At 57.6% G+C, this 22,055-nt stretch carries 20 protein-coding genes; 8 read left to right on the top strand and 12 right to left on the bottom strand.

Annotation, left to right across the window (positions count from 1 at the left end):
* The first annotated feature begins 208 nt into the window (after nt 1–208).
* The 6 genes from lsrA to lsrG are packed head-to-tail and all read left to right on the top strand — an operon-like array spanning nt 209 to nt 5,895.
* Complete coding sequence (gene lsrA, locus AB8804_RS12590; RefSeq protein WP_371186754.1) at nt 209–1,696, top strand: autoinducer 2 ABC transporter ATP-binding protein LsrA; 1,488 nt, start codon at nt 209–211, stop codon at nt 1,694–1,696.
* The gene (gene lsrC, locus AB8804_RS12585) at nt 1,693–2,724 is read left to right on the top strand and encodes an autoinducer 2 ABC transporter permease LsrC (RefSeq protein WP_371186582.1); all 1,032 of its coding nucleotides are present in this window, start codon (nt 1,693–1,695) and stop codon (nt 2,722–2,724) included. Before lsrA ends, lsrC begins: the two co-directional genes overlap by 4 nt.
* The gene (lsrD, locus tag AB8804_RS12580; protein ID WP_371186580.1) at nt 2,725–3,708 is read left to right on the top strand and encodes an autoinducer 2 ABC transporter permease LsrD; all 984 of its coding nucleotides are present in this window, start codon (nt 2,725–2,727) and stop codon (nt 3,706–3,708) included.
* Nucleotides 3,705–4,706: an autoinducer 2 ABC transporter substrate-binding protein LsrB gene (gene lsrB / locus AB8804_RS12575; protein ID WP_371186578.1), complete on the top strand. Its 1,002-nt coding sequence runs from the start codon at nt 3,705–3,707 to the stop codon at nt 4,704–4,706. Before lsrD ends, lsrB begins: the two co-directional genes overlap by 4 nt.
* 11 nt (nt 4,707–4,717) lie before the next feature.
* Complete coding sequence (gene lsrF, locus AB8804_RS12570; protein WP_371186576.1) at nt 4,718–5,605, top strand: 3-hydroxy-5-phosphonooxypentane-2,4-dione thiolase; 888 nt, start codon at nt 4,718–4,720, stop codon at nt 5,603–5,605.
* Entirely contained in the window at nt 5,602–5,895 is a 294-nt protein-coding gene (gene lsrG / locus AB8804_RS12565) for a (4S)-4-hydroxy-5-phosphonooxypentane-2,3-dione isomerase (RefSeq protein ID WP_282494251.1), read from the top strand. Before lsrF ends, lsrG begins: the two co-directional genes overlap by 4 nt.
* A 33-nt stretch (nt 5,896–5,928) precedes the next feature.
* On the opposite strand, the gene AB8804_RS12560 is transcribed toward lsrG, so the two are convergent.
* The 11 genes from AB8804_RS12560 to ygjG form a co-directional block, all read right to left on the bottom strand.
* A complete protein-coding gene (locus AB8804_RS12560) occupies nt 5,929–7,635 on the bottom strand; it encodes a Wzy polymerase domain-containing protein (protein ID WP_371186573.1) in 1,707 nt (568 codons plus the stop codon).
* Nucleotides 7,632–8,354: a molecular chaperone gene (locus AB8804_RS12555; RefSeq protein ID WP_371186571.1), complete on the bottom strand. Its 723-nt coding sequence runs from the start codon at nt 8,352–8,354 to the stop codon at nt 7,632–7,634. The genes AB8804_RS12560 and AB8804_RS12555 overlap by 4 nt, the downstream gene beginning before the upstream one ends.
* Nucleotides 8,347–8,856 (bottom strand): fimbrial protein, encoded by a 510-nt coding sequence (locus AB8804_RS12550; RefSeq protein ID WP_371186568.1) that lies wholly within the window; start codon nt 8,854–8,856, stop codon nt 8,347–8,349. Before AB8804_RS12550 ends, AB8804_RS12555 begins: the two co-directional genes overlap by 8 nt.
* Entirely contained in the window at nt 8,856–9,386 is a 531-nt protein-coding gene (locus AB8804_RS12545; protein WP_371186566.1) for a fimbrial protein, read from the bottom strand. The genes AB8804_RS12550 and AB8804_RS12545 overlap by 1 nt, the downstream gene beginning before the upstream one ends.
* Nucleotides 9,387–9,400: 14 nt before the next feature.
* Nucleotides 9,401–10,408 (bottom strand): fimbrial protein, encoded by a 1,008-nt coding sequence (locus AB8804_RS12540; RefSeq protein WP_371186563.1) that lies wholly within the window; start codon nt 10,406–10,408, stop codon nt 9,401–9,403.
* Nucleotides 10,408–13,005 carry a fimbrial biogenesis usher protein gene (locus AB8804_RS12535; protein WP_371186752.1) on the bottom strand — a complete coding sequence of 866 codons (2,598 nt, stop codon included), beginning with the start codon at nt 13,003–13,005 and terminating at the stop codon, nt 10,408–10,410. Before AB8804_RS12535 ends, AB8804_RS12540 begins: the two co-directional genes overlap by 1 nt.
* 61 nt (nt 13,006–13,066) lie before the next feature.
* A complete protein-coding gene (locus AB8804_RS12530) occupies nt 13,067–13,780 on the bottom strand; it encodes a fimbria/pilus periplasmic chaperone (RefSeq protein WP_371186561.1) in 714 nt (237 codons plus the stop codon).
* Between the two features lie 39 nt (nt 13,781–13,819).
* Complete coding sequence (locus AB8804_RS12525; protein WP_371186559.1) at nt 13,820–14,362, bottom strand: fimbrial protein; 543 nt, start codon at nt 14,360–14,362, stop codon at nt 13,820–13,822.
* 58 nt (nt 14,363–14,420) lie between these two features.
* Nucleotides 14,421–14,984 (bottom strand): fimbrial protein, encoded by a 564-nt coding sequence (locus AB8804_RS12520; protein ID WP_371186557.1) that lies wholly within the window; start codon nt 14,982–14,984, stop codon nt 14,421–14,423.
* A 284-nt stretch (nt 14,985–15,268) separates the two neighbouring features.
* Nucleotides 15,269–15,958 carry a helix-turn-helix domain-containing protein gene (locus AB8804_RS12515; RefSeq protein ID WP_371186555.1) on the bottom strand — a complete coding sequence of 230 codons (690 nt, stop codon included), beginning with the start codon at nt 15,956–15,958 and terminating at the stop codon, nt 15,269–15,271.
* Nucleotides 15,959–16,408: 450 nt separating this feature from the next.
* Nucleotides 16,409–17,788: a putrescine aminotransferase gene (gene ygjG, locus AB8804_RS12510; protein WP_371186553.1), complete on the bottom strand. Its 1,380-nt coding sequence runs from the start codon at nt 17,786–17,788 to the stop codon at nt 16,409–16,411.
* A gap of 434 nt (nt 17,789–18,222) precedes the next feature.
* Between ygjG and AB8804_RS12505 the strand changes: the two genes are divergently transcribed.
* Nucleotides 18,223–19,743, top strand: coding sequence for a methyl-accepting chemotaxis protein (locus AB8804_RS12505; protein WP_371186551.1), 1,521 nt, complete (start codon nt 18,223–18,225; stop codon nt 19,741–19,743).
* Nucleotides 19,744–19,982: 239 nt separating this feature from the next.
* The gene (locus AB8804_RS12500; protein WP_371186549.1) at nt 19,983–21,542 is read left to right on the top strand and encodes a methyl-accepting chemotaxis protein; all 1,560 of its coding nucleotides are present in this window, start codon (nt 19,983–19,985) and stop codon (nt 21,540–21,542) included.
* On the opposite strand, the gene AB8804_RS12495 is transcribed toward AB8804_RS12500, so the two are convergent.
* On the bottom strand, nt 21,539–22,027 hold the full coding sequence (locus tag AB8804_RS12495; protein ID WP_371186547.1) for a PadR family transcriptional regulator: 489 nt from the start codon (nt 22,025–22,027) through the stop codon (nt 21,539–21,541). The two genes, AB8804_RS12500 and AB8804_RS12495, sit on opposite strands and share 4 nt — an antisense overlap.
* Nucleotides 22,028–22,055 lie beyond the last annotated feature (28 nt).

The following is a 22,055-nucleotide window of genomic DNA, read 5'->3' as shown; positions in this document are numbered from 1 at the left end:
CTCTTATAAAAATTTAGATCATATGTTCGTTGGTCCGCGGCAACAAAGTGTGAGCCACGCGGCAAAACGGATCTTTTATACAGATTTGATGGTATCTGGATCTTAATCGATAAAATTGTGATCCCTGCACGGTTGTAAATATAGTTCACCGTCTACGCTTTTGAACATTATTAAATCTAAAAATCATTTGTTCAATAGCGGAGCGATGATGACCTCACTACTCGACGCGCGTGATATCAGCAAAGCATTCTCTGGCGTGCCGGTGTTAAAAGGCATTGATTTCACGCTGCTTGCGGGCCAGGTCCACGCGCTGATGGGCGGAAACGGCGCGGGCAAATCCACGCTGATGAAAATTATCGCCGGGGTGGAAACGCCGGACGGCGGTGAACTTTCGGTTGCAGGGCAGCGTTTTGCGCGGCTGTCGCCCGCGCAGGCGCACAGGCTCGGCATTTATCTGGTGCCGCAGGAGCCGCTGCTTTTTCCGAACCTGACGGTGCGGGAAAACATCCTGTTCCGCCTGCCGCGCGAGCGGGATCTGCCTGCGCGGCTGGCGGAGAAGCTCCAGCAGCTGCAGTGCCAGCTCAACCTCGACGCCGCCGCCAGCACGCTGGAGGTGGCGGATCGGCAGATGGTGGAGATCCTGCGCGGCCTGATGCGCAACGCGACGATCCTGATCCTCGACGAGCCCACGGCGTCGCTCACGCCGGGCGAAACCGAACGGCTGTTTCGCCAGATCCGCGCGCTGCAGGCTCTCGGCGTCGGGATTGTCTTTATCTCGCACAAGCTGCCGGAGATCCGCAAGATTTCAAGCCACGTCTCGGTGATGCGCGACGGCGCGGTGGTGCTGAGCGGTGAAACCGCGGCGTTTGACGATAGCGCCCTGATCGCCGCCATGACGCCGGTGAGCCGCGAAAAGGCGCTGAGCGATTCACAAAAGCTGTGGCTGGCGCTGCCGGGCAACCGCCGCACCCAGCCGCAGGATTTTCCGGTGCTGCGCGTGGAAGATCTCACCGGGGAAGGATTTATCGATATGAGCCTTGAGATCTACGCCGGGGAGATCGTTGGCCTGGCCGGGCTGGTGGGATCCGGGCGCACCGAGTTTGCCGAAACCCTCTACGGCCTGCGGCCTGCACGCGCGGGGCGCATCTGGCTGGAAAATCAGGAGATTGGCCGCGACGGCGTGGCGGCGCGGCTGGAGAAAGGGCTGGTGTACCTGCCGGAAGACAGGCAGGCGTCCGGGCTGTTTCTGGACGCGCCGATCCGCTGGAACACCGTGGCGCTGAACGAGCCGTCGCTCTGGCAGCAGCGCCAGCGGGAGTCGGCGGTGGTGGAGCGCTACCACCGGGCGCTCGGGATCAAGCTGAATCACGCGGATCAAACCGTGCGCACGCTCTCCGGCGGCAACCAGCAGAAGGTGCTGCTGGCGCGCTGCCTGGAGGCCAATCCGCTGCTGCTTATCGTTGATGAACCCACGCGCGGCGTGGACGTTTCCGCGCGCGCCGATATCTACGCGCTGCTCAAAAGCGTGGCGGCGCAGAACGTGGCGGTGCTGATGATCTCAAGCGATCTGGACGAATTCCCCGATCTTGCGGACCGCGTGCTGGTGATGCACCAGGGCGTGCTCAGCGGCGAGCTGCCGCGCCACGCCGTCAGCCTCGACAGAATGATGGCGCTGGCGTTTGGAGGACAATCATGAAGATCTTGCTTAAAAACCGCGAGCTGAGCGCCTTTCTGGCGATCCTCGCCCTGTTCGCCATGCTGGTGGCGCTCAACCCGTCCTACCTGAGCCTGCAGACGCTGGGGATGATCTTCGCCAGCGCGCAGATCCTGATCCTGCTGGCGCTCGGGGCGGCGCTGGTGATGCTGACCCGCAACATCGACGTCTCCGTCGGCTCCACCGTGGGGCTGTCGGCGATTGCCGTCGGCGTGGCGCTCAATAGCGGCTACGGCCTGCCGGTAGCGTTACTCTTCGCGCTGTCGATAGGCGCGCTGGCGGGGGCGTTCAACGGCTTTCTGGTGGTGGGGCTGCGCATTCCGGCGATTGTCGCGACGCTCGGCACGCTGGGGCTGTACCGCGGGGGGATGCTGCTCTGGACGGGCGGGAAGTGGATTGAAGGGCTGCCGCCGGGGCTGAAGTCCCTGTCGGAGCCTGCCGCCTTCGGCGTTTCTCCGCTCGGCGCGGTGGTGTTGCTTATCGCGGGCGTTGGGGCGTGGACGCTGTCGCGCACCGCCTTTGGCCGTGATTTTTACGCCGTGGGCGATAACCTCGCCGCCGCGCGCCAGCTGGGCGTGGCGGTGAACCGCACGCGGATGCTTGCCTTTACCCTCAACGGCATGCTGGCGGCCTGCGCCGGGATCGTCTTTGCCGCACAGATTGGCTTCGTGCCGAACCAGACCGGCAGCGGGCTGGAGATGAAGGCCATCGCCGCCTGCGTGCTCGGCGGCATCTCGCTGCTGGGCGGCACGGGGACGCTGGTCGGCGCGCTGCTCGGCGCGTTCTTCCTGACTCAAATCGACACCGTGCTGGTGCTGTTCAGGCTCCCGGCGTGGTGGAACGACTTTATCGCCGGGCTGGTGCTGCTGGGCGTGCTGGTGCTCGACGGGCGTCTGCGGCAGGCGCTGGCGCGCCACCAGCGGGCGCTGAAGTACGGCCGCTTCCAGCCCGGCAACAAAGGGGGAAAGCGCGTCACCCCGTTTCCGAAACGCAACAAAGAGGTGGCGTAAATGAAGCTTAACTGGGAAGGCGCGCTGCTCGTTCTGCTGGTGCTGGAGATCCTGCTCTTTGGCACCGTCAATCCGCGGATGCTGGACGTCAACATGCTGCTGTTCAGCACCAGCGACTTTATCTGCATCGGCATCGTGGCGCTGCCGCTGACGCTGGTGATCGTCAGCGGCGGGATCGACATTTCGCTCGGCTCGACCATCGGGCTGTGCGCCATCGCGCTGGGGGTGATGATGCAGGCGGGCTGCCCGATGGGCGTCGCCATTCCGCTAACGCTGGCGCTGGGGCTGCTGTGCGGGCTGCTGAACGCGGCGCTGATCCACTACACCGGCATCAGCCCGCTGGTGATCACCCTCGGCACGCTCTATCTCTACGGCGGCGGGGCGCTGCTGCTCTCCGGCATGGCGGGGGCGACCGGCTACGAAGGCATCGGCGGCTTCCCGGATAGCTTCACCGCTTTCGCCAACCTCACGCTGCTGGGCCTGCCGATCCCGCTGGTGCTGTTCGCGGTGATTACCGTCTTCTTCTGGCTGATTACTCACCGCGGGCGCTTCGGCCGCCACCTGTTCCTGATCGGGCAAAACCCGCGCGCGGCGCGCTATGCGGCGCTGTCGGTGAACGGCATGCCCTACGCGCTGTACGGCCTGGTGGGCGTGGCCTCGGCCATTGCCGCGCTGGTGATGGTCTCCTATTTCGGATCGGCGCGCTCGGATCTGGGGCGCGACTTACTCATGCCCGCGCTTACCGCCGCGGTGCTCGGCGGGGCAAATATCTACGGCGGCTCCGGCTCGGTTGTCGGTACGGCGCTGGCGGCGCTGCTGGTGGGCTACCTGCAGCAGGGTTTACAGATGGTCGGCATCCCCAACCAGGTCTCGAGCGCGCTGTCAGGGGCGCTGCTGGTGGTGGTGGTAATGGGACGTTCGCTGAGCCTGCACCGTGAATGGGTGCGCAACTTCTTCCACAACACTCTTCGGAGCGAAAGATGAAAACAAAACTGATAGTGCTGGCAATGGCGCTCGGCGTGGCGTCCGCGCAGGCGGCAGACCGCATCGCGTTTATTCCGAAGCTGGTGGGCGTGGGCTTCTTCACCAGCGGCGGCAACGGCGCGAAGGAGGCGGGCAAAAATCTCGGCGTGGAGGTGACCTACGACGGCCCGACCGAGCCGAGCGTCTCCGGGCAGGTGCAGCTGATCAATAACTTCGTCAACCAGGGCTATAACGCCATTATCGTCTCCGCCGTGTCGCCGGACGGCCTCTGCCCGGCGCTGAAGCGCGCGATGCAGCGCGGCGTCAAGGTGCTGACCTGGGACTCTGACACCAAGCCGGAGTGCCGCAGCATCTACATCAACCAGGGCACGCCGGAGCAGCTCGGCGGCCTGCTGGTGGAGATGGCGGGCAAGCAGGTCACGAAGCCGAATGCCAAAGTGGCGTTCTTCTACTCCAGCCCGACGGTCACCGACCAGAACCAGTGGGTGAAAGAGGCGAAGGCGAAGATAGAGAAAGATCACCCGCAGTGGCAGGTCGTCACCACCCAGTTCGGCTATAACGACGCCACCAAATCCCTGCAGACCGCCGAGGGGATCTTAAAGGCGTACCCGGATCTGGATGCGATCATCGCCCCGGATGCCAACGCGCTGCCGGCCGCGGCGCAGGCGGCGGAAAACCTGAAGCGCGACGGGGTGGCGATCGTCGGGTTCAGCACGCCGAACGTGATGCGCCCGTACGTTGAGCGCGGCACGGTGAAGGCCTTTGGCCTGTGGGACGTGGTGCAGCAGGGCAAAATTGCGGTCAGCGTCGCCGATCGCTTACTAAAAAAAGGCGATCTTAACGTCGGCGACAGCGTGGAGGTAAAAGATATCGGCACGCTCAAGGTCGAGCCGAACGGCGTGCAGGGCTACCAGTATGAGGCGAAGGGCAACGGCATCGTGCTGCTGCCGGAGCGCGTGGTGTTCACCAAAGAGAACATTGGCAAATACGATTTCTGACGGGGGAGCAAATGGCTGATTTAGACGACATCAAGGACGGCAAGGATTTTGGCATCGGCACGCTGCAGCAAAATGTGCCGTACACCCTGAAGGGCTGCGGCTCGCTGGACTGGGGCATGCAGTCCCGGCTGGCGCGGATCTTCAACCCGCAAAGCAACCGCACGGTGATGCTGGCCTTTGACCACGGCTATTTCCAGGGGCCGACCACCGGGCTTGAGCGTATCGACCTGTCGATTGCGCCGCTGTTTGGCGAAACCGACGTGCTGATGTGTACCCGCGGCATTCTGCGCAGCCAGGTGCCTGCCGCGACGAATAAACCGATAGTGCTGCGCGCCTCCGGCGGCAACTCGATTCTGGGCGAGCTCTCCAACGAGTGCGTGGCGGTGGCGATGGAGGACGCGCTGCGCCTGAACGTCTGCGCGGTGGCGGCGCAGGTGTACATCGGAAGCCCGTTTGAGCACCAGTCGATCAACAACATCATCAAGCTTGTCGATGCGGGCGCGCGCTACGGCATGCCGACGCTGGCGGTGACGGGCGTGGGCAAAGAGATGGCGCGCGACGCGCGCTACTTTTCGCTTGCCAGCCGCATCGCCGCCGAAATGGGGGTGCAGTTCGTCAAAACTTACTACGTGGACGAGGGCTTTGAAAAAGTGACCGCCAGCTGTCCGGTGCCGATCGTGATCGCCGGGGGCAAAAAGCTGCCGGAGCACGACGCGCTGGAGATGTGCTTCCGCGCCATCGATCAGGGCGCGTCCGGCGTGGACATGGGGCGCAACATCTTCCAGTCCAGCGCGCCGCTGGCGATGCTGAAGGCGGTGAAGAAGGTGGTGCATGAAAACTGGAAGGCGCGAGAGGCGTTTCAGTTCTGGCAGGAAGAAAAACAGGGAGAGGCAAAATGAACGTGACGCTGGTGGAGATCAACATCAAGCCCGAGCGGGTGGACGAGTTTCTAGAGGTGTTTCGCGCCAACCACGAGGGGGCGATTCAGGAGCCGGGCAACCTGCGCTTCGACGTGCTGCAGGACCCGAGGGTGAAAACCCGGTTCTTTATCTACGAAGCCTATAAGGACGAAGAAGCGGTGCTGGCGCATAAGCAAACCCCGCACTACCTGGCGTGCGTGGATAAGCTTGAGGCGCTGATGTCGGAGCCGCGCAAGAAGCGCAGCTTTGTGGGGCTGTTGCCGGAGTAGCGGCCAGGCGGCACGCGTGCCGCCCGGCGCTTTTCAGCTAAAGCGGGGATCTTCAGGATACAGGCGCTGCGCCTCGCTGCGAAGCTGGCGCGCGTAGGATTCGTTGCCCAAAAACTGCTCTACGTTAATCAGGTTGTGATAGATATCCGGATCGGACCAGGTGGCAATCCAGCGCCTGCCGAGGCGGCAGAACCGCTGCAGATCGTCGGGATTGCCGCTGGACTGATAATGCACGATCCAGCTCAGCGCCCGATCCTTGAGCAAGCGCTCGCTGCCCATCCTCGTATCGTACAGTTTCAGCACGCGGCTGGCGTACTGCTGAGGAGATTGCTGAAAGCGGATCAGGACCTGGTTTTGCCAGAATGTGAGACCCACAAGCCCTGTGCCGCAGAGGGCCAGCACGGTGAGGGCGCAGGGAAGCAGCCTGATGGATGACCGTCTGAACAGGCCAGGATGAGGGCGTTCTTGCGCATCCAGCCTGTCGGCAAAGCTCAGCAATATAATCACCACCAGCCAGTGCGCAGGCGACTGATAGAGCGGATATTCCAGCTGCGTGTGGATAAGAATGGGCAGCAGGCAGCCGAGCAGCGCCAGCTTATGCCGGGTGGGATGACGTAAAAAGAGCATGACGCCCGCTGCGAGCAGCAGCAGTATGCCGCCCAGCGCAACTATCCCGCCTTCAACCCACCAGAACAGCAGTTCGTTATGGGGATGCGTCAGCTCGTTCATTCCAAGGTATAAAGGCTGGGCGCGATCGGCAATGAAATGGGCAAAAGACCATGGGAAGCCGCCGTAGCCCCAGCCCGAAAGGGGATGCAGGGCGATCATCTGCCAGGTTTGCTGCAAAATAAATACCCTATTAAGGGTGCTGCCTGAATGATCCTGCAGCGCGCTGGTGATGGTGCCGGTCATAAGGCCTAAGCCAACCGCGATGCCTAGCGCTGGCGCGCAGCGTACCGTCCATCTTCCCGGATGGGGATCCGCCTCTTCGGTGCGGTAAAAAATGCCGGAAAACATCCCCCAGATGACCAGCCCCGCCAGCCAGCCCGTTCGCGACTCAAGCAGCGTCAACGTCATGAACATGACGACGATCGCGGCGTAGACGGCTGCCCGCCGCCATTTTTCCAGCACCTCTCGGGTTAAGGTGAAGCGGCTGTCTGCGGCAAGCCAGAGCAGCACCGCCGCTCCCGTGGCAATAAACGACGCGGTGACGTTGCGCTGCTGAAAAACACCAATCCCGATATGCGGGCTCAGCATCGCCGCGGTGCGTCCCGCTTCTGGCAGCAGGAACGGCGCCCACAGCCCGGCCAGCGAATAGGCCGTTTGCAGCGTGGCCGCCGCGGCAATGAGCCACAGGATGTACTGGCGCTGTCTGGCGCTGAAATGGCAGTTCAGCAGCAAAATATAGAGCGTCATGCCTGCCCACAGCCCCGCCAAGCGCGGAAGGGCGTCACGCTGCCAGTCCGGTGAAGGGCTCCAGAACAGCGGGATCGTCAGCAGGATCGCGGCGGCAAGCATGAGGCGGGCGCTAAAGGAGAGGGCGATCGTCTGGCGAGCCATGGACCACGCGCATCCCGCGATCGTGGCGGTAATGCCGCACCAGACCAGCAGCGCCTCTGGCAGATCGGCACCGCTACCACCGGTATTGCTGATGGCGACATGCGTGAGGCCCAGCAGGATGAGCGTCAGCATCCCCACCGTCCAGCGCGAGGCCTTTGTGGTTGATAGCCTGTGGGTCATCGCGGCGAGCCTTTCCGGGGCTGTACGCCCGGTTCGACGCGGCGAGCCGGTTGCGCCACACCCAGGTCGTTAAGCGCCTGCCAACGGATCTCACAGCGTGGTGCGTCACACCACGGCCGCGATTCAGTGGCAAACGGGGCGAGCATGGTCGCATCCTCAATCGGCTGGCCGTTAACCGTCACGTTGATCAGCGTAACGTAAAAAGGGGTTGGGTTTTTTATCTGCACCGCGGCGTCGCTGCGGGTCCACTGCAGCCGCGAGGGGGCTTTTTTGGCCGCGACGTCCGATAAGCCCGCCGGGCGATAAAATAGCTTCATGCGGTGACGCACCGCAAACTGAACGGTATTCTCGTTCCCGGTTTTCGAGGCGGCGGGAATGCCCGCTATCATTAGCCAGAACAGGCTCTCCCTGTCCTGGGGTAAGCCTTCACTGGTATCCACAATCCTCACGGAATTTTCGCGTCCCGCATTCAGGGCAAACAGCGGTGGCGTGGGGATAAACGCGTCCCCGCTCTCCACCGGCTGGCCCTCGGAGGGCAAAATTTTTGTCTGAACGAGATAGGGCAAAGAGGTGGTGTTGCGCACGTGAAACGACAGCGTGTCTTCACTGCCGTGAAAAACAAACCGCGTGCCGCCAATGACAATGCCCGCCTGAGCCCACGCGCTATAAAGCACCAATAAACAGAAGGTAACGGTACGCATGATCGATGGGTTACTCATACGTCATGCTGAAGGTTACCGTTGCGTTTGCCGTCCCTGCCGTCACGTTACTTTTCGTGGCCATGTACTGTGCATAGTAGGTCAGAGAGCCATAGCTGGATGGAAGCGAATATGTGCCTGTACTGGTATTAATCGGCAGCAGCCTGGAATCACTGTCCTTAATCGCAATGGCGATGCCAGAGGCTGCGCCAGGATCGCTGTCAATCGCCACCAGATCGGGATTGGTGCTATCGCTGGTGCCGTTAAAGCGCAGAGCCAGAGTTTTCGTAACGCTGGAGCAATGTTCGAAGCTGATCTTAAACGTTATCGGCAGCGAGGTCTCTCCCGGCTGGCTCAGCTGGCTTGAGGCAATATTCCCCAGCGATATCGTCTGGTTGACCGTATCGGGACTGATGGTACAGCCGGGTTCTTCAATGCTGCCGTCGATGTTAATGGTGCCGTCGTGGGCCGCTGCCGACAGCGTCCAGCAGAGCAAAAGCAGGCTAAGGGTAACTTTGATCATTATTGATAGCTCATGTCGAAGTAAACAACGGCGGTCGCGCTGCCGCCAGTCACCGGCATTTTTGTTGCCTTGTAGTGCAGCAGGAAAGAGAGCGTGTTATCGCCATCCTTCAGGGAATACTGCGACGAAGGGCTGTTAAGCGGGATGGCGGTGTTATCGCTGTTCAACACTTCGACGCCCACGCCCGTGGCCAACGTCCCGCTGCTGCCGGTGTCGGATAAGGCGAGCAGCTGCGGATTGTCGGCATCCGCGTTCCCGCTAAACGTGACTTTCGCACCCACGGTGTTTGTGCAGCCGGTGAGCTTTATGCTCACCGGGGTATTGGGGCTGGTTGCGCCCACGCTGCTAAAGACCGACGAGGAAATTTTACCCATCTGAATGGTTTGGTTCTGGCTGCCCGCGTCCACGTCACAGGAAGAGGGCAGTACCGTACCGTTAATGGTCATATTCCAGGAGCCAACCTGCGTTTCCGCTCGCGATGCGTTGCTCAGCAGGCAGAATGGCAATAGTAATAAAACGACGCGTTTCATGTCTCTTTCCTGCTTTAAGGGATGTTCACGGTGATGGTTTCAATCGCGGAGTAATCGCCGGCGTCAGGATTCTTTCCGGTTAGCGCAACGGGTACGTAGGTGAAATCAACATGTGAGGCAGCCTGGTACAGCGTGGCGCTATATTTGCCGTTGTTGGCCGAAACCGTTTCGCCGCGAGGGTTCAAAATGCGCACGCCGACGTCCGGATTCGACGTCACGATATCGTCGCCAGACGTCTTACTGGTGGAAAAGTGCAGATCGAGGGTCGCCTCTTCGCTTCCACCAAGGCAGCTAATGGCCATGGTCTGCTTCGTCCCGTTGCCGACTTTGCCACCCGCGCCTGCTTTTCCAAAATCAGACGCATAGGTGTCGGGCAACACCACCACCGAGTTGGAGGCGAGCTTGCACGAGGCCGGAATGGTGATCGTGCCTGATACGTCGACATTGGTGACTGCCTCGCCGCTGTTGATGACCTTACCGGACATGTTTTCATCCAATAAAAAGATATACCCCACCCGCACGGCATTGAGCGTTATATTCCTTGCCACGCTGGAATCCGTGATATAGAAATGTGCGCCAACGTATTTCCAGGGCAATAACGAACTGGGCATCGGACCCTGGCTGTCCATAGCCGCGGAGGAGGTGAAGCCCCAACACCCGCCGTAAAGTCCGGTTGTGTTCGAACCATTTGCCGCATAAGCAGTTGCCGTGATGCCGGGCGCAATCTGCGTTGCGGTTCCGCCAGCGGTACGTGTTATGTCCGTACCACAAAAAATGAGTCCCTTGGGCGGCGCCGGGCAGTGATACATTTGGTCAGAAGTGCCAGGCCAGAACGTCTCACTCATTGGATACTCTTTGCTGGACGCACCGTTGCTGTTTGAGGAGAAGGTGTAATTTTGATCCACCATAGCGATTGGAGTCGCGTAATCTAGCTTGCAGGCGTTCGCCATTGCGGCCGTTGACTTACCCCACAAAAAGCCTGTGCAAAGTAAAATCAAACTGAATTTTAACCATGTCTTCATTACTGACACCTTTCACCTATTTTGTTTATCGGCTGCTTTGTTGCGCTTTCCGATAATTGATAATTCACTTTGCAGTGCTGATTCGGGCCATCGCCCCACTGCACGTTCAGTCGCCCAGCCAGCGGCAGGCCGGCAAGATACGTTTGTCCATCCTCGCCGACGATCGTGCTGTTGCCCGCGTCCTGGCTCACCACGGCGCCGAAAGGCACCGGCTTCCCGTTATGCAGTAACGTCATGAGCGCGCGAATGCCGACGTGAGCGTTAAATTCCGCCCGCACCATCGCCCCCTGCGTGGGTACTACGTTGGTGACGGTATCGTCGATATCGACGTTTTGCCCCAGGGTATTGGTGTCCAGCGCCACGCGGTTCTGGCGATAGGTGGTGGCATAAGGGATGACCGCATAGCCGCGCCAGTCGGTTTTAATCCCGGTGGCGTTCTCAAGCGCGACGCCTGCTGCGCCCGGCGCCTTAACCAGAATGTTCGTGTCGCCCAGCGGCTGGCTCAGCGTGATGCCGTTGCGATGTACCACAACGCCGCCGCTCATGCCGTAGTTGACCTGATGATAATCATCGCTGTAGTTGTAGCCGGCCTTCAGATTGCCGTAGGTGCCCTGGTAGTTAACGCTGGCATTGCCGTTATCGCCCTCGCCGTGGTTGCCGTACCCTTCCTGCACGTTGTAGCTCAGGTTGTTATCGGCCAGCAGCGTGCCGTTAACACCGGTGCTTTGGGTCATTTTGCCGTGCTGATCGGTATTCATGCTGTAGGTGGCGTTAGCCGTATTTGTGGTATCGGACGGGGCTTCGCTACCGTGGCCGGACAGCCATTTGCCGATTGGCAATGAAATATTAAAGGCGTAAAGCTGATCGGCTTCATCCTCATCCGGCGATCGGCTGTAGTTCCAGCTCACGCTGTAGGAAATATCGTGCCAGCTGCCGTTATAGCCCAGCTGGAGCAGGCGATCTTTTTCATCCGTATGCCAATAGCTCTGCTCCTGACCCGTGACGAAGATCGATCCTAACTCGCCAACCTGCTGGGACACGTTAAGCTCAATTTTGCCCTTTTTGCTGTAGTACAGGTTGTAGAAGTCGTTCCAGTCCGGAGCGTCTTGTTTTCCATCATGATCGTCGTCCTTCCAGTCATCGCTGCCGGTATAGCCGCTCATGTGTTTGTACGTTGTCTCATCGAGGGTATAAAACCCTTCGGTGGAATAGCGATAGCCCAGCAGCTGGAAGTTGGTCCCAATCTCGTTAAGCGCTTTTGCGTAGAGGAAGCGCATTGACTGGCCGTCGTGCTGGCTGCCGTCAACGAGCGTACTGTTCGCCTGGGTGATATCCATCGACACGGCGCCGATGTCGCCCATGTTCAGCCCGAGGCCGAGCGCAAAAGCGTGGTAGTCGTTCGAGGCCTCGGTACCGCCATAGGCCGTAATCCCATGCGCCATACCCAGCAGCGCGGTGCCCTGTACGAAGCTGTCATCGTTCTGTTCGTCGGTATTGCTGCGGTATTTACCCGCCGTGAAGTCGTACTTCAGCCTCCCTTCGCGCTGCAGCAATGGCACGGCTGAGTAGGGGACCGTAAAGCTATTTTCACTTCCGTCGCTCTCTTTCACCGTGACGATGAGGTCGCCGCTCGATGAGGTCGGGAAGAGGTCGTTGATGGCAAATGCGCCCGGCGAAACGTAGGTCTGGTAGATGACATAGCCGTTCTGCTTGATGGTAACTTTGGCATTGCTTTTCGCAATTCCGCGCACCGTTGGCGCAAACCCTTTCAGGCTGTCTGGCAGCATGTTGTCATCAGAGGCGATTTGAACCCCGCGGAAGCTCAGGCTGTCGAAAACGTCCGATGACGTATAGCTTTCGCCTACCGTCAGCTCGGCCTTGAGCGGCGCAATGGTGCGTTCAACGTAGGTGCTGATGTGCTCCCAGTTGTTTTCCGTCTCTTCATCGCTGCTGGTGTAGTTCCAGGTCGAGTAGTCGCGCAGCCGCCACGCGCCGAGGTTAAGACCGCTCTGCAGGTTAAGAAAATAGTTATCTTCGCTGCCGTTCCCGCCGCTGTTGCTGCCCGAGAAGTCATAGTTAACCAGCAGGGCATTAATGCCCTGATCCCAATTCTCAGGCGGTATATATCCGCGCGCGCTCTGTTTCATTGCGGCCTGAGGCACGCTGACGTTCAGCCGCAGCTGTTCGAAGTCGAACTCTGTCTTGCTGTCGGGTATGGATTCAAAGGGCACACACTGTTCCGGCGCCAGTTTTGCAATCTGCGAAAACGCCTCAGTATTGACCCCCATTGCCTGCAGGTGGGCCCGGGTAAAGCAGGGTACAAGACCAGAATCGACTTTTGCGCCTTTAGGCGCGGCATTAAACTTAACGTCTTCGGTCGCGACAAATTGATCGTTAAGGTAAATATCCACGTGATAATTACCTGGCGCCTGATGATCGCTCTTTTCGAAATGCGATAAATCAGCCACGGCGTTCGGATCGTCAGATAAAAAAGCCGGATTAAAGTAGTTATCTGCATGGGCAATCAGCGGCAGGAGTGTCAATGACGCAGGCAGGATAAACCGCTGCATTTTACGTCGTGATAATAACACCTGCATGATGGCACAAGAGACAGTGCGCATTCTAATAGTCATATCCTTGCTGACCCGCCTTAATTTATTAATTCAAATGTGCCTTTTGAGTAGGCGTATTCGCGCCGTAATCATTTACGGTCTGGAAATTAATATCGCCCTGTGCATTTGCCGGGAGTTTTACATCCGCTTTGGACATCGGTGCCACCATGGTGGTTGGCAGATTGGCAAGGCCCGCGTGGAATTGAACCAGCGTCAGGTAATAAGGCGTTGGGTTATCGATGGTTAGCGTGTTACCACTCTTGTGGAATTGCAGATGCGAAGGTGCTTCATTAGAGGACATCGACAGGTTTTTGGGGCGCATGAAAAGCTTAATGCGGCTCAATATCGCAATCTGCAGCGTGTTTTTATTGTTGGTATCTTTGCTGACTGACGGAATGGCCTTAACGTTCACCCAGTAAAGCGATTCGCGATCGGCTGGCAGAGTGTTAGGCCCGACGTACATAATACGCAGCGTATTCTCTTTATTGGCTTTGATAACGAACAGCGGTGGCGTTAATACAAAATCACTGCTTTTGGCCTGCTGCGCATTCTCCATCCACGCCTGAATTAAAAAAACGGCGTTAGGATCGGTATTATTGATTGCGAGTGAAGCCTGCGTATTTCCCTCAGGGTAAATAACGCGGGTTGAACCCAACGATACGCCGCCGGGTTCAGCAGCATTTGCAGCGAATGTAATAAATCCTGCGCTAACCATGAGTAAAACGGTCAGCGAGGAGCGTAGAGAAGAAATGACGGACATGATAAGCCTTGCTAATTATTGCCACTGAGGGCGTTGAATTTATAAATAGGTCAACGTGAACCAGGTTTCTGTATTTGCATCACCGGCAATCACCTCGTTGGAGGTCGCTCTGTAGCGCGCGGTAAAATGCAGCGATGTTGTGCCATCCTGAATTGGCGTAAAGGTGAGAGGACGTTCATTGGGAATAATTTGATTTCCCTGGCTGTCAAAAAGACCAAGCCCTACGCCCTGAGCACTTTGTGCGCCATCAATAACGGCCAAAACGCCGGGGTCTTTTTTATCCGTTTGGCCCCGGAACGTTACGCCAACGTCCTGGCTGACGGTGGAATCACAGTCTTTGAGTTCCAACGTAAACGCTTGTGGATCGGTCCAGCTGCCCAGACCGTGAAATTCATCGGTGCGAATTTCACCCATCTGAACGGTAAGATCCTCACTTCCTACATCGACCACGCAGGCGGCATTCACTACCGCACCGCGAAATTCAACATCTCCCCCTTTGACGGTGACGTGCGTCTCCGCAAACGTCAGTGAGGGAACGATCCCAAGACTGAGCAAGCCGATGCTTAAGATATTTTTAATCATTCCTTCCCCCTAGAAAATTAAGCTGCCCTCCCTGGCAGAGATTTCATCCTGACGGGAATTACTGGTAAGTAATGTTGAACGTCGCGGTGGTGTCCACGTTGCCCGCGGTCGCGGTGTCTGCAGTCTGGATGTAGTCAGCAGAGAAGTTCAGGTTGTTGTTGCCATCGATCAGGGTAACGGCCTGAGATGCGGTGCCCAGATCCAGCGCGGAACCGTCTTTGTCATAAATCTGAATACCCACGCCAGACGCGGAGCCTGCGCCAGCGGTGTTATCCAGCACGCCTGGTTCATCAGCTGCTGCAGTACCGTCAAACGTAATTGAAGCCTGCTTAGAAACAGTAGAATCACAATCAGCCAGCGTAATCGCGAAAGGCGTTTTCTGATTAGCTACTGCATCTTTGCCGGTCAGCTGTGCAAGGCGTACCTGACCGAGGTTAACAACCTGGTTTACGGTATCGGAAGACACTGCACATGCTGCGTCAACAACAGAACCTTTGAACTCAACGGTGCCGCCCTGTACGGTGGAAGACGTTGCGCCGCTCGTTGCTGCGAATGCAGAAGAGATGCCGGCTGCCATGATAACCGCTGCTGCTAAACTTTTAACCATAACTGTTTTTTTCATAATTTAACTCTAATTGCTTTTAGTTTATTTGGATTATTCCGTTATTAGTCTTTTATCCATTAAATACATTTGGATGTGAGGATATCCTTATCAGCTCGAGACATATTGTATTGTCGTTTTTTTTGATTAAAAGCAAAAATGCGGTCCTACAAAGGACATCTGTAATTAATGAAAATTGCGGCTTTAAATTACACGCATAGCAAATCGGTCCTCAATAGGACCGAATAAGTGGTTGAGCCAAAGATGGTGTTTGATATCTGGCGTGAAGCCGTCAGGAATTAGCGTTAATAAGCTTCGGGAAGTTTTTGAATAGCAGTTAGCTTTCCATTGTCGATGCTGATGAAGTCGCCCTTGCGTAATTCAGATAATAATTTTAGCGTTCGGCTTCGCGACATCAACGTTCGGCGTTGAATAAAGTTCTGCACGTTGATATTCCGCCGGTACTCTTCTGGATAAGACCACAGCTCAATTAAAAGTGAGCGTACCTTGCGATAAGAGTCTACGCCGACTAATTCATTTTCCCGTGCGCTCATGACCATCAATCGATGCGCCAGAATGCGGGCAACGTCATGCCAAAGATTATTTTCATCGGCCACTTTGACGAAATCATCCACCTGAACATAATAACCCGTGCAATCCGTTTCTGCGCATAGCATATGCTGTGGTCTTGCGGGAACATCATAGTAGAGACTATATCCGTCAATAAACCCTATCAGGCTTTGTGCAAAGAAAGAATACATATGCAAGCCGTTTTCTTCATGACATACAGAGCAGATGCCCTCATCAAGAAGGATAATACCGCTATTGTCTCTTTTAGGACTTAAGTTAAATTCTTTATCTGCCTCTAAAAAGAAAGGCGAACTAACTGGTTTGAGATAAGCAAAAAGTGTCTCAATGGCCTTCTGCGGTTTTGTATCCTGAGAAAAACGATACGCGTGCAATCCGTTGCCAGTGATGTCGAGTGTGGAATTCATAAATGTTCCTGCAAGCAATAATCAATGACTGGCATTTTGGTCCGGGGTCCAAAAAGAGCCGCAATTATGCATCGGTAAGAATTACATTCAACTCATAGTATATAACTTAAAGTTCTCTCGCAATTGCTGGAGTAACGATTTGAATACAGCGGTGTAAGAATGGTGATACACAGGTTTAGCGCTTTTACTAGGAATTTACTTATATTATATGAAGTTAGGTCATATTTATCAGGTTCTTATTACTCGCTGTTACTTTAAGCAATAAATGCTTTTTGGGCGTGTGTGAGGGCGTATATCTATTTGTATAAAAATCTTACCAGGCGGCTATTCTGGCGATTTAATCGTTCATTTGGCTTCTACTGTTTCATATATCGTTTTATGCTTTTTAGCTGATGCCGTAATACTCTCGGCACTGAAGAAAATCCCCCTTCCGAAGAAGGGGGAGGGACGTCACGCCTCTTCTACGCTTACCCGCAGCGCCGCCAGCGCCTTACGCGCCGCCTTCAGCACCAGCTCACACTGCTCGATCGTCAGCGTCAGCGGCGGTTCGATGCGGATCGTCTTCGCGTTGTTGAGCGTGCCGGCGACCAGCACCCGCTGGCGGAACATCTCGCTTGCGAAGCTGTAGCCGATCTCGTTATCCACGAACTCAATCGCCATCAGCATCCCTTTGCCGCGCGCCTCGTGCACCAGATCCGGATATTCCCGGCCCAGCTGGCGGAAGCCGTCGAGCAGCATGTCGCCTTTCTGCTCCGCCTGCGCGGGCAGGTTTTGATCCAGCAGCACGTTGATGGTCGCCAGCGCCGCCGCGCAGGCCAGCGGGTTACCGCCGAAGGTGGTGGTGTGCAGGAACGGATTGTCGAACAGCACCGAGAACACCTCTTCCGTCGCCACCGTCGCGCCGATCGGCATCACGCCGCCGCCGAGCGCTTTCGCCAGGCACAGAATGTCCGGCTGCACGTTCTCGTGCTCGCAGGCGAACATCCTGCCGGTGCGGCCCATGCCGGTTTGCACTTCATCCAGAATCAGCAGCGCGCCAAACTCGTCGCACAGCTGGCGCACGGCAGGCAGGTAGCCCTGCGGAGGCAGGATCACGCCGCCTTCTCCCTGAATCGGCTCGAGGATCACCGCCGCCACGTCGTCACCGGTTTTACGGCACTCGCTGAGCGCGGCGCGCATGGCGTCAATATTGCCAAACGGCACGTGGCGGAAGCCCGGCAGCAGCGGCATAAACGGCTTGCGGAAGGTGGATTTGGCGGTTGCCGACAGCGCGCCCAGCGATTTCCCGTGGAACGCGCCGCTGGTGGCAATAAAGGTGAATTTGCCGCGCGGCGACTGGTACGCCTTGGCGAGCTTGATCGCCGCCTCGACCGACTCCGTGCCGCTGTTGCAGAAGAAGCTGTACTTGAGCTTGCCGGGCGTTAGGGCCGCCAGCGTTTTCGCGAGCATCGCGCGAAGCGGATCGAGCAGCTCCTGGCTATGGAGAGGTTGTTTCGCAAGTTGATTCTGTACGGCGGAAACCACAACTGGATTACGGTGCCCCACGTTGAAAATGCCAAAACCACCCAGGCAATCAATAAACTCCTGTCCCTGGGTGTCGACAAGCGTATTCAGGCTCCCCGCTTGCCACTCTACGGCTCCGTAATCCCCGCCGGCGGTAACAGATTTGCGATACTCCAGAAAACCCGGGTTCACATGCTCTTTAAAGTAGTCGATCACCTCTCGGTTAAGTTGTTTCATCTCCTCATGGTCGAGCGTTCGCTTTTCGATGAGATTCAGTGCGTGCGCGGTACAGGCAAGAGCCGAGGCGCTGGAAGGTAACCTGTTCAAAATATGCTCCCGGGGATCGCGTATCACATGATACTGAGTTAAGTATTGCAGGGATTACGCCACCTCAGCGGCCTTAACAAAAATCGGGATAAACGCCAGGGAAATATAATGTTGCACAAAATTTAATCATGCGGGGCTGGCCGAAACGGCGTAACGGGCCAGAAGAAAACGCCGCAGCGTTGCAGGGAGTACGCGCCCCTGCCCCTGCATGGTGCAGGGCCTGGCGCTTAAGCGGGCAGCGGTGAATAATGCTTTGTGAGTAGTTTCAGGATGAAAGTATTTAAAATCAATTAATTAAAAAGGCGTGCAAAAAGTGCGGTTTAACTGAAATTTGCGATCTCTATCGTGTTTAACAACTAAAGATAAATTCGTTATCGCCGAAAAAACAATAAACCACAAAATTAACATTCAAATAACCTGCAAGGAATGCCCGCATGTCCTCTTCTTCATGGGTCACACAGAACGAATATCCTCTGGACGCTGACACCACCCTCATGTCGACCACCGATCTCCACAGCTATATGACCCACTCCAACGATACCTTTGTGCAGGTAAGCGGCTACTCCCTCCAGGAGCTGCTTGGCCAGCCGCACAATATGGTGCGTCACCCCGACATGCCGAAGGCCGCGTTTGCCGACATGTGGTACACGCTGCAGCAGGGCGAGCCCTGGAGCGGGATCGTCAAAAACCGCCGCAAGAATGGCGACCACTACTGGGTGCGCGCGAACGCGGTGCCGATGGTGCGCAACGGCCAGATGACAGGATACATGTCGATTCGCACCCGAGCGACGGCAGAAGAGGTTGCCGCCGTGGAGCCGCTCTACAAGGCGCTGAATGAAGGCCGCTGCAAAAAGCGTATCCACAAAGGGCTGGTGGTGAGCAAAAGCTGGCTCGGCAGGCTGCCCGCCGTGCCGCTGCGCTGGCGCGTCCGCGGCGTGATGGCGGTTCTCTTCTTACTTATGGCCGCCGCGCTGCTGACCACCTCGGCGGGCTGGACGGCGCTGGCGGCGAGCGCGGTCGCGGTGCTGGCGGGCACGCTTGTCTTTGAGCAGCAGATTGTTCGCCCGGTGGAAAACGTGGCGCGCCAGGCGCTTAAGGTGGCGACGGGGGAGCGTAACAGCGTCCAGCACCTGAACCGCAGCGACGAGCTGGGGCTAACCCTTCGCGCGATCGGGCAGCTCGGGCTGATGTGCCGCTGGCTGATCAATGACGTCTCGAGCCAGGTGGTGAGCGTGCGCGACGGCAGCGACAGGCTGGCGCAGGGGAATGAGGATCTTAACGATCGCACGCGCCAGACCGTCAGCAACGTGCAGCAGACCGTGACGACGATGAACCAGATGGCGGCGTCGGTGCAAAGCAATTCCGCCACCGCCGCCGAGGTGGATAAGCTCTCCGTGGCCGCCAGCAGCGCGGCGACCGAGGGCGGAAATGCGATGCACACCGTGGTCAAGACGATGGACGACATTGCCGACAGCACGCAGCAGATTGGCTCTATTACCAAGCTTATCAACGACATTGCGTTTCAGACCAACATCCTGGCGCTCAACGCGGCGGTGGAGGCGGCCCGGGCGGGCGAGCAGGGCAAAGGCTTTGCCGTGGTCGCCGGAGAAGTGCGCCATCTCGCCAGCCGCAGCGCAAATGCCGCCAACGACATTCGCAGGCTGATCGACGCCAGCGCCAGCAAGGTGCAGTCCGGCTCCGAGCAGGTGCACGCCGCGGGCCGCACGATGGACGATATTGTCGAGCAGGTGAAAAACGTCACGCAGCTTATCGCCCAGATAAGTCACGCCACCTCCGAGCAGGCGACGGGGCTGTCCGAGCTGACGCGGGCCGTCGCGGAGCTGGACAGCATCACGCAGAAAAACGCCGATCTTGTTGAAGAGAGCGCGCAGATCTCCGCGATGGTGAAGCACCGCGCGGGGCGTCTGGAGGACGCGGTGACCGTGCTGCATTAAGTCATCTCAGGTTTCGCTAAAGCCGTTTATTCCATTTGGGGGTAAACGGCTATTTGTTTTTCGCAATAAGCCAGGATGTTAAATAAATATTAAATAACTAAAAAACGCCGGATTTTTTATTCATTTCTGAACGCTCAATCATCGGTGGTAAAGAAAAAAACGATCAAAGTCATAAAGTTAGCGTTGCTGTTACCGATAACGATGATCGTCTGAGAAATAATCACATCGATGGAGAATATATGTTCATACATGACGTAAGGATCGGCACGAAATTATTTCTGGCGTTTGGGTTCTTTATTGTTCTGATGGTCCTGAGCGCAAGCCTGTCGCTGATGAGCCTCAACCGGGCGAACGACGGAATGCAAACCATCATTACCCGCGATTATCCGACAACGGTTAAGGCGAACCAGCTGATCGACAACTTCCAGGAATTTGTGAGCACCCAACAGCTGATGCTGCTGGACGAGCGGGGAACCTCTACCGCGCGGTCAGAGCTGCGCCTGAAAGAGATCAGCGAGCAAATCACGCAGATCCTGGGCGATCTGAACAACGCGCTGCAGGATAAGCAGTCCCAGCAGGTGCTGGCGGATATCCGCGGCGTGCGCCAGCAGTATCTCGACTCCCGCTACCGAATTTTACAGGCGGTGCAGCGTAACGATCGCGCCGCGGCCGTTGAGGAAATGACCACCACCACGCTGGGCCTGCAGCAGGCCTACAAGGCGAAGGTGCAGGAGCTGATTGCGATTCAAAACGGCGAGATGCAAAGCGCGGGCGCGCAGGTCGATGGCGATTTTAAATCCAACCGCATGCTGCTGATCCTGATTACGCTCTTCAGCGTGGCGGCGGGCAGCCTGATGGGCTGGTACATCGTGCGTTCCATCACCCGTCCGCTGGGCGAGGCGGTGCATTTTGCCGAGGCCATCGCAGAGGGCGATTTGACGGCCAGCATCACGCCGCGCGGGAAGGATGAAACCGGCCTGCTGCTGCACGCGCTGATGGAGATGAAAACGCGGCTGCTGGAGATCGTGCAGCAGGTGCAGACCGGCTCGGAGAACATCTCCAGCGCGGCCGCGCAGATCGTGGCGGGCAACCAGGATCTCGCCGCGCGCACCGAAGAGCAGGCCAGCTCGGTCGAGCAGACGGCGGCGTCGATGGAGCAGATTACCGCGACGGTGAAAAACACCGCCTCCCACACCGGCGAAGCAACGCTTCTCTCCGCCGACGCGGCGGCGACCGTGAAAAACAACGGCGAGATGATGAAGCAGGTGACCAGCAAAATGCGCCTGATTAACGAAACGTCTAACCGGATGTCCGACATTATCGACCTGATCGACGCCATTGCCTTTCAGACCAATATTCTGGCGCTGAACGCGGCGGTAGAAGCGGCGCGCGCCGGGGAGCATGGCCGGGGCTTTGCCGTGGTGGCCGGAGAAGTGCGCCAGCTGGCGCAGAAGAGCGCGTCGTCCGCCAGCGAAATTCGCCAGCTGATTGAGAGCTCGACCAGCCAGACGCAGGACGGGATGAACCTGGTGGAGAAAGCCAGCGGCTTAATCAACGGCATGGTGGGCAACGTGGAGGAGATGGACGTTATCCTGCGCGACATACGCCAGGCCAGCCACGAGCAGACGGAAGGGATATCGCAGATTAACAGCGCGATTGGTCTGATTGACTCGACTACCCAGCAGAACTCCGCGCTGGTGGAGGAGTCCGTCGCGGCGGCGGCATCGCTGAACGATCAGGCGATGCACCTGAAAGCGCTGGTCAACGTGTTCCGCGTGGGCGACCGCGCGCTGGCCTAATCCAGCTGGGAGATCTCCAGCGCCGCGCGGTCGATAACGCCTACGATCTGCTTAAGCTGCGCGTCGCTGAGCTCTCCCTGATTGACCTTCAGATCCAGCACCGCTTTGAAGTTGTCCAGCGCCCGCTTCATCTGCGGGTTTTTGCGCAGCTGAAACCCGACGCAGCGCGCGCGGATACGCGCGTGAATGCTCTCCATCTGCTCCTGATTTTCATCCAGCCAGCGCTGCCCGGCAACGGTGATCGCGATCTTCCTGCGGCCGTTTTCCTCTTCGATAATGGTGATAAACGCCTGATCCTGCAAAAAATCCAGGGTGGGGTAGATCACACCCGGGCTCGGGGTGTAGTTCCCCTGCGTCAGGTTTTCGATCTCTTTGATTAGCTCATAGCCGTGGCTCGCGCTGCGGGTCAGAAGTTCCAGAATGACTAGCCGTAGCTCGCCGTGTCCAAAGAAGCGCTGTCGGCGTCCGCCGTGTTCGTGTCGCATGGGAATCCTTAATTTTGATATATCTAAA

This window comes from Enterobacter sp. KBR-315C3_2022 (assembly GCF_041399425.1).
Taxonomy (GTDB): Bacteria; Pseudomonadota; Gammaproteobacteria; order Enterobacterales; family Enterobacteriaceae; genus Enterobacter.
This window is presented reverse-complemented; position numbering and strand designations above follow the sequence as displayed.

Bases quoted from the DNA above. Each gene is read 5' to 3' on its own strand.
- lsrG (WP_282494251.1), top strand. From the start codon at position 5,602: ATGAACGTGACGCTGGTGGAGATCAACATCAAGCCCGAGCGGGTGGAC.
- AB8804_RS12495 (WP_371186547.1), bottom strand. From the start codon at position 22,027: ATGCGACACGAACACGGCGGACGCCGACAGCGCTTCTTTGGACACGGC.
- AB8804_RS12550 (WP_371186568.1), bottom strand. From the start codon at position 8,856: ATGATCAAAGTTACCCTTAGCCTGCTTTTGCTCTGCTGGACGCTGTCG.
- lsrD (WP_371186580.1), top strand. From the start codon at position 2,725: ATGAAGCTTAACTGGGAAGGCGCGCTGCTCGTTCTGCTGGTGCTGGAG.
- lsrB (WP_371186578.1), top strand. From the start codon at position 3,705: ATGAAAACAAAACTGATAGTGCTGGCAATGGCGCTCGGCGTGGCGTCC.
- AB8804_RS12500 (WP_371186549.1), top strand. From the start codon at position 19,983: ATGTTCATACATGACGTAAGGATCGGCACGAAATTATTTCTGGCGTTT.
- AB8804_RS12515 (WP_371186555.1), bottom strand. From the start codon at position 15,958: ATGAATTCCACACTCGACATCACTGGCAACGGATTGCACGCGTATCGT.
- lsrA (WP_371186754.1), top strand. From the start codon at position 209: ATGACCTCACTACTCGACGCGCGTGATATCAGCAAAGCATTCTCTGGC.
- AB8804_RS12535 (WP_371186752.1), bottom strand. From the start codon at position 13,005: ATGCAGGTGTTATTATCACGACGTAAAATGCAGCGGTTTATCCTGCCT.
- AB8804_RS12560 (WP_371186573.1), bottom strand. From the start codon at position 7,635: ATGACCCACAGGCTATCAACCACAAAGGCCTCGCGCTGGACGGTGGGG.
- AB8804_RS12540 (WP_371186563.1), bottom strand. From the start codon at position 10,408: ATGAAGACATGGTTAAAATTCAGTTTGATTTTACTTTGCACAGGCTTT.
- AB8804_RS12520 (WP_371186557.1), bottom strand. From the start codon at position 14,984: ATGAAAAAAACAGTTATGGTTAAAAGTTTAGCAGCAGCGGTTATCATG.
- AB8804_RS12545 (WP_371186566.1), bottom strand. From the start codon at position 9,386: ATGAAACGCGTCGTTTTATTACTATTGCCATTCTGCCTGCTGAGCAAC.
- lsrF (WP_371186576.1), top strand. From the start codon at position 4,718: ATGGCTGATTTAGACGACATCAAGGACGGCAAGGATTTTGGCATCGGC.
- AB8804_RS12530 (WP_371186561.1), bottom strand. From the start codon at position 13,780: ATGTCCGTCATTTCTTCTCTACGCTCCTCGCTGACCGTTTTACTCATG.
- AB8804_RS12505 (WP_371186551.1), top strand. From the start codon at position 18,223: ATGTCCTCTTCTTCATGGGTCACACAGAACGAATATCCTCTGGACGCT.
- lsrC (WP_371186582.1), top strand. From the start codon at position 1,693: ATGAAGATCTTGCTTAAAAACCGCGAGCTGAGCGCCTTTCTGGCGATC.
- AB8804_RS12525 (WP_371186559.1), bottom strand. From the start codon at position 14,362: ATGATTAAAAATATCTTAAGCATCGGCTTGCTCAGTCTTGGGATCGTT.
- AB8804_RS12555 (WP_371186571.1), bottom strand. From the start codon at position 8,354: ATGAGTAACCCATCGATCATGCGTACCGTTACCTTCTGTTTATTGGTG.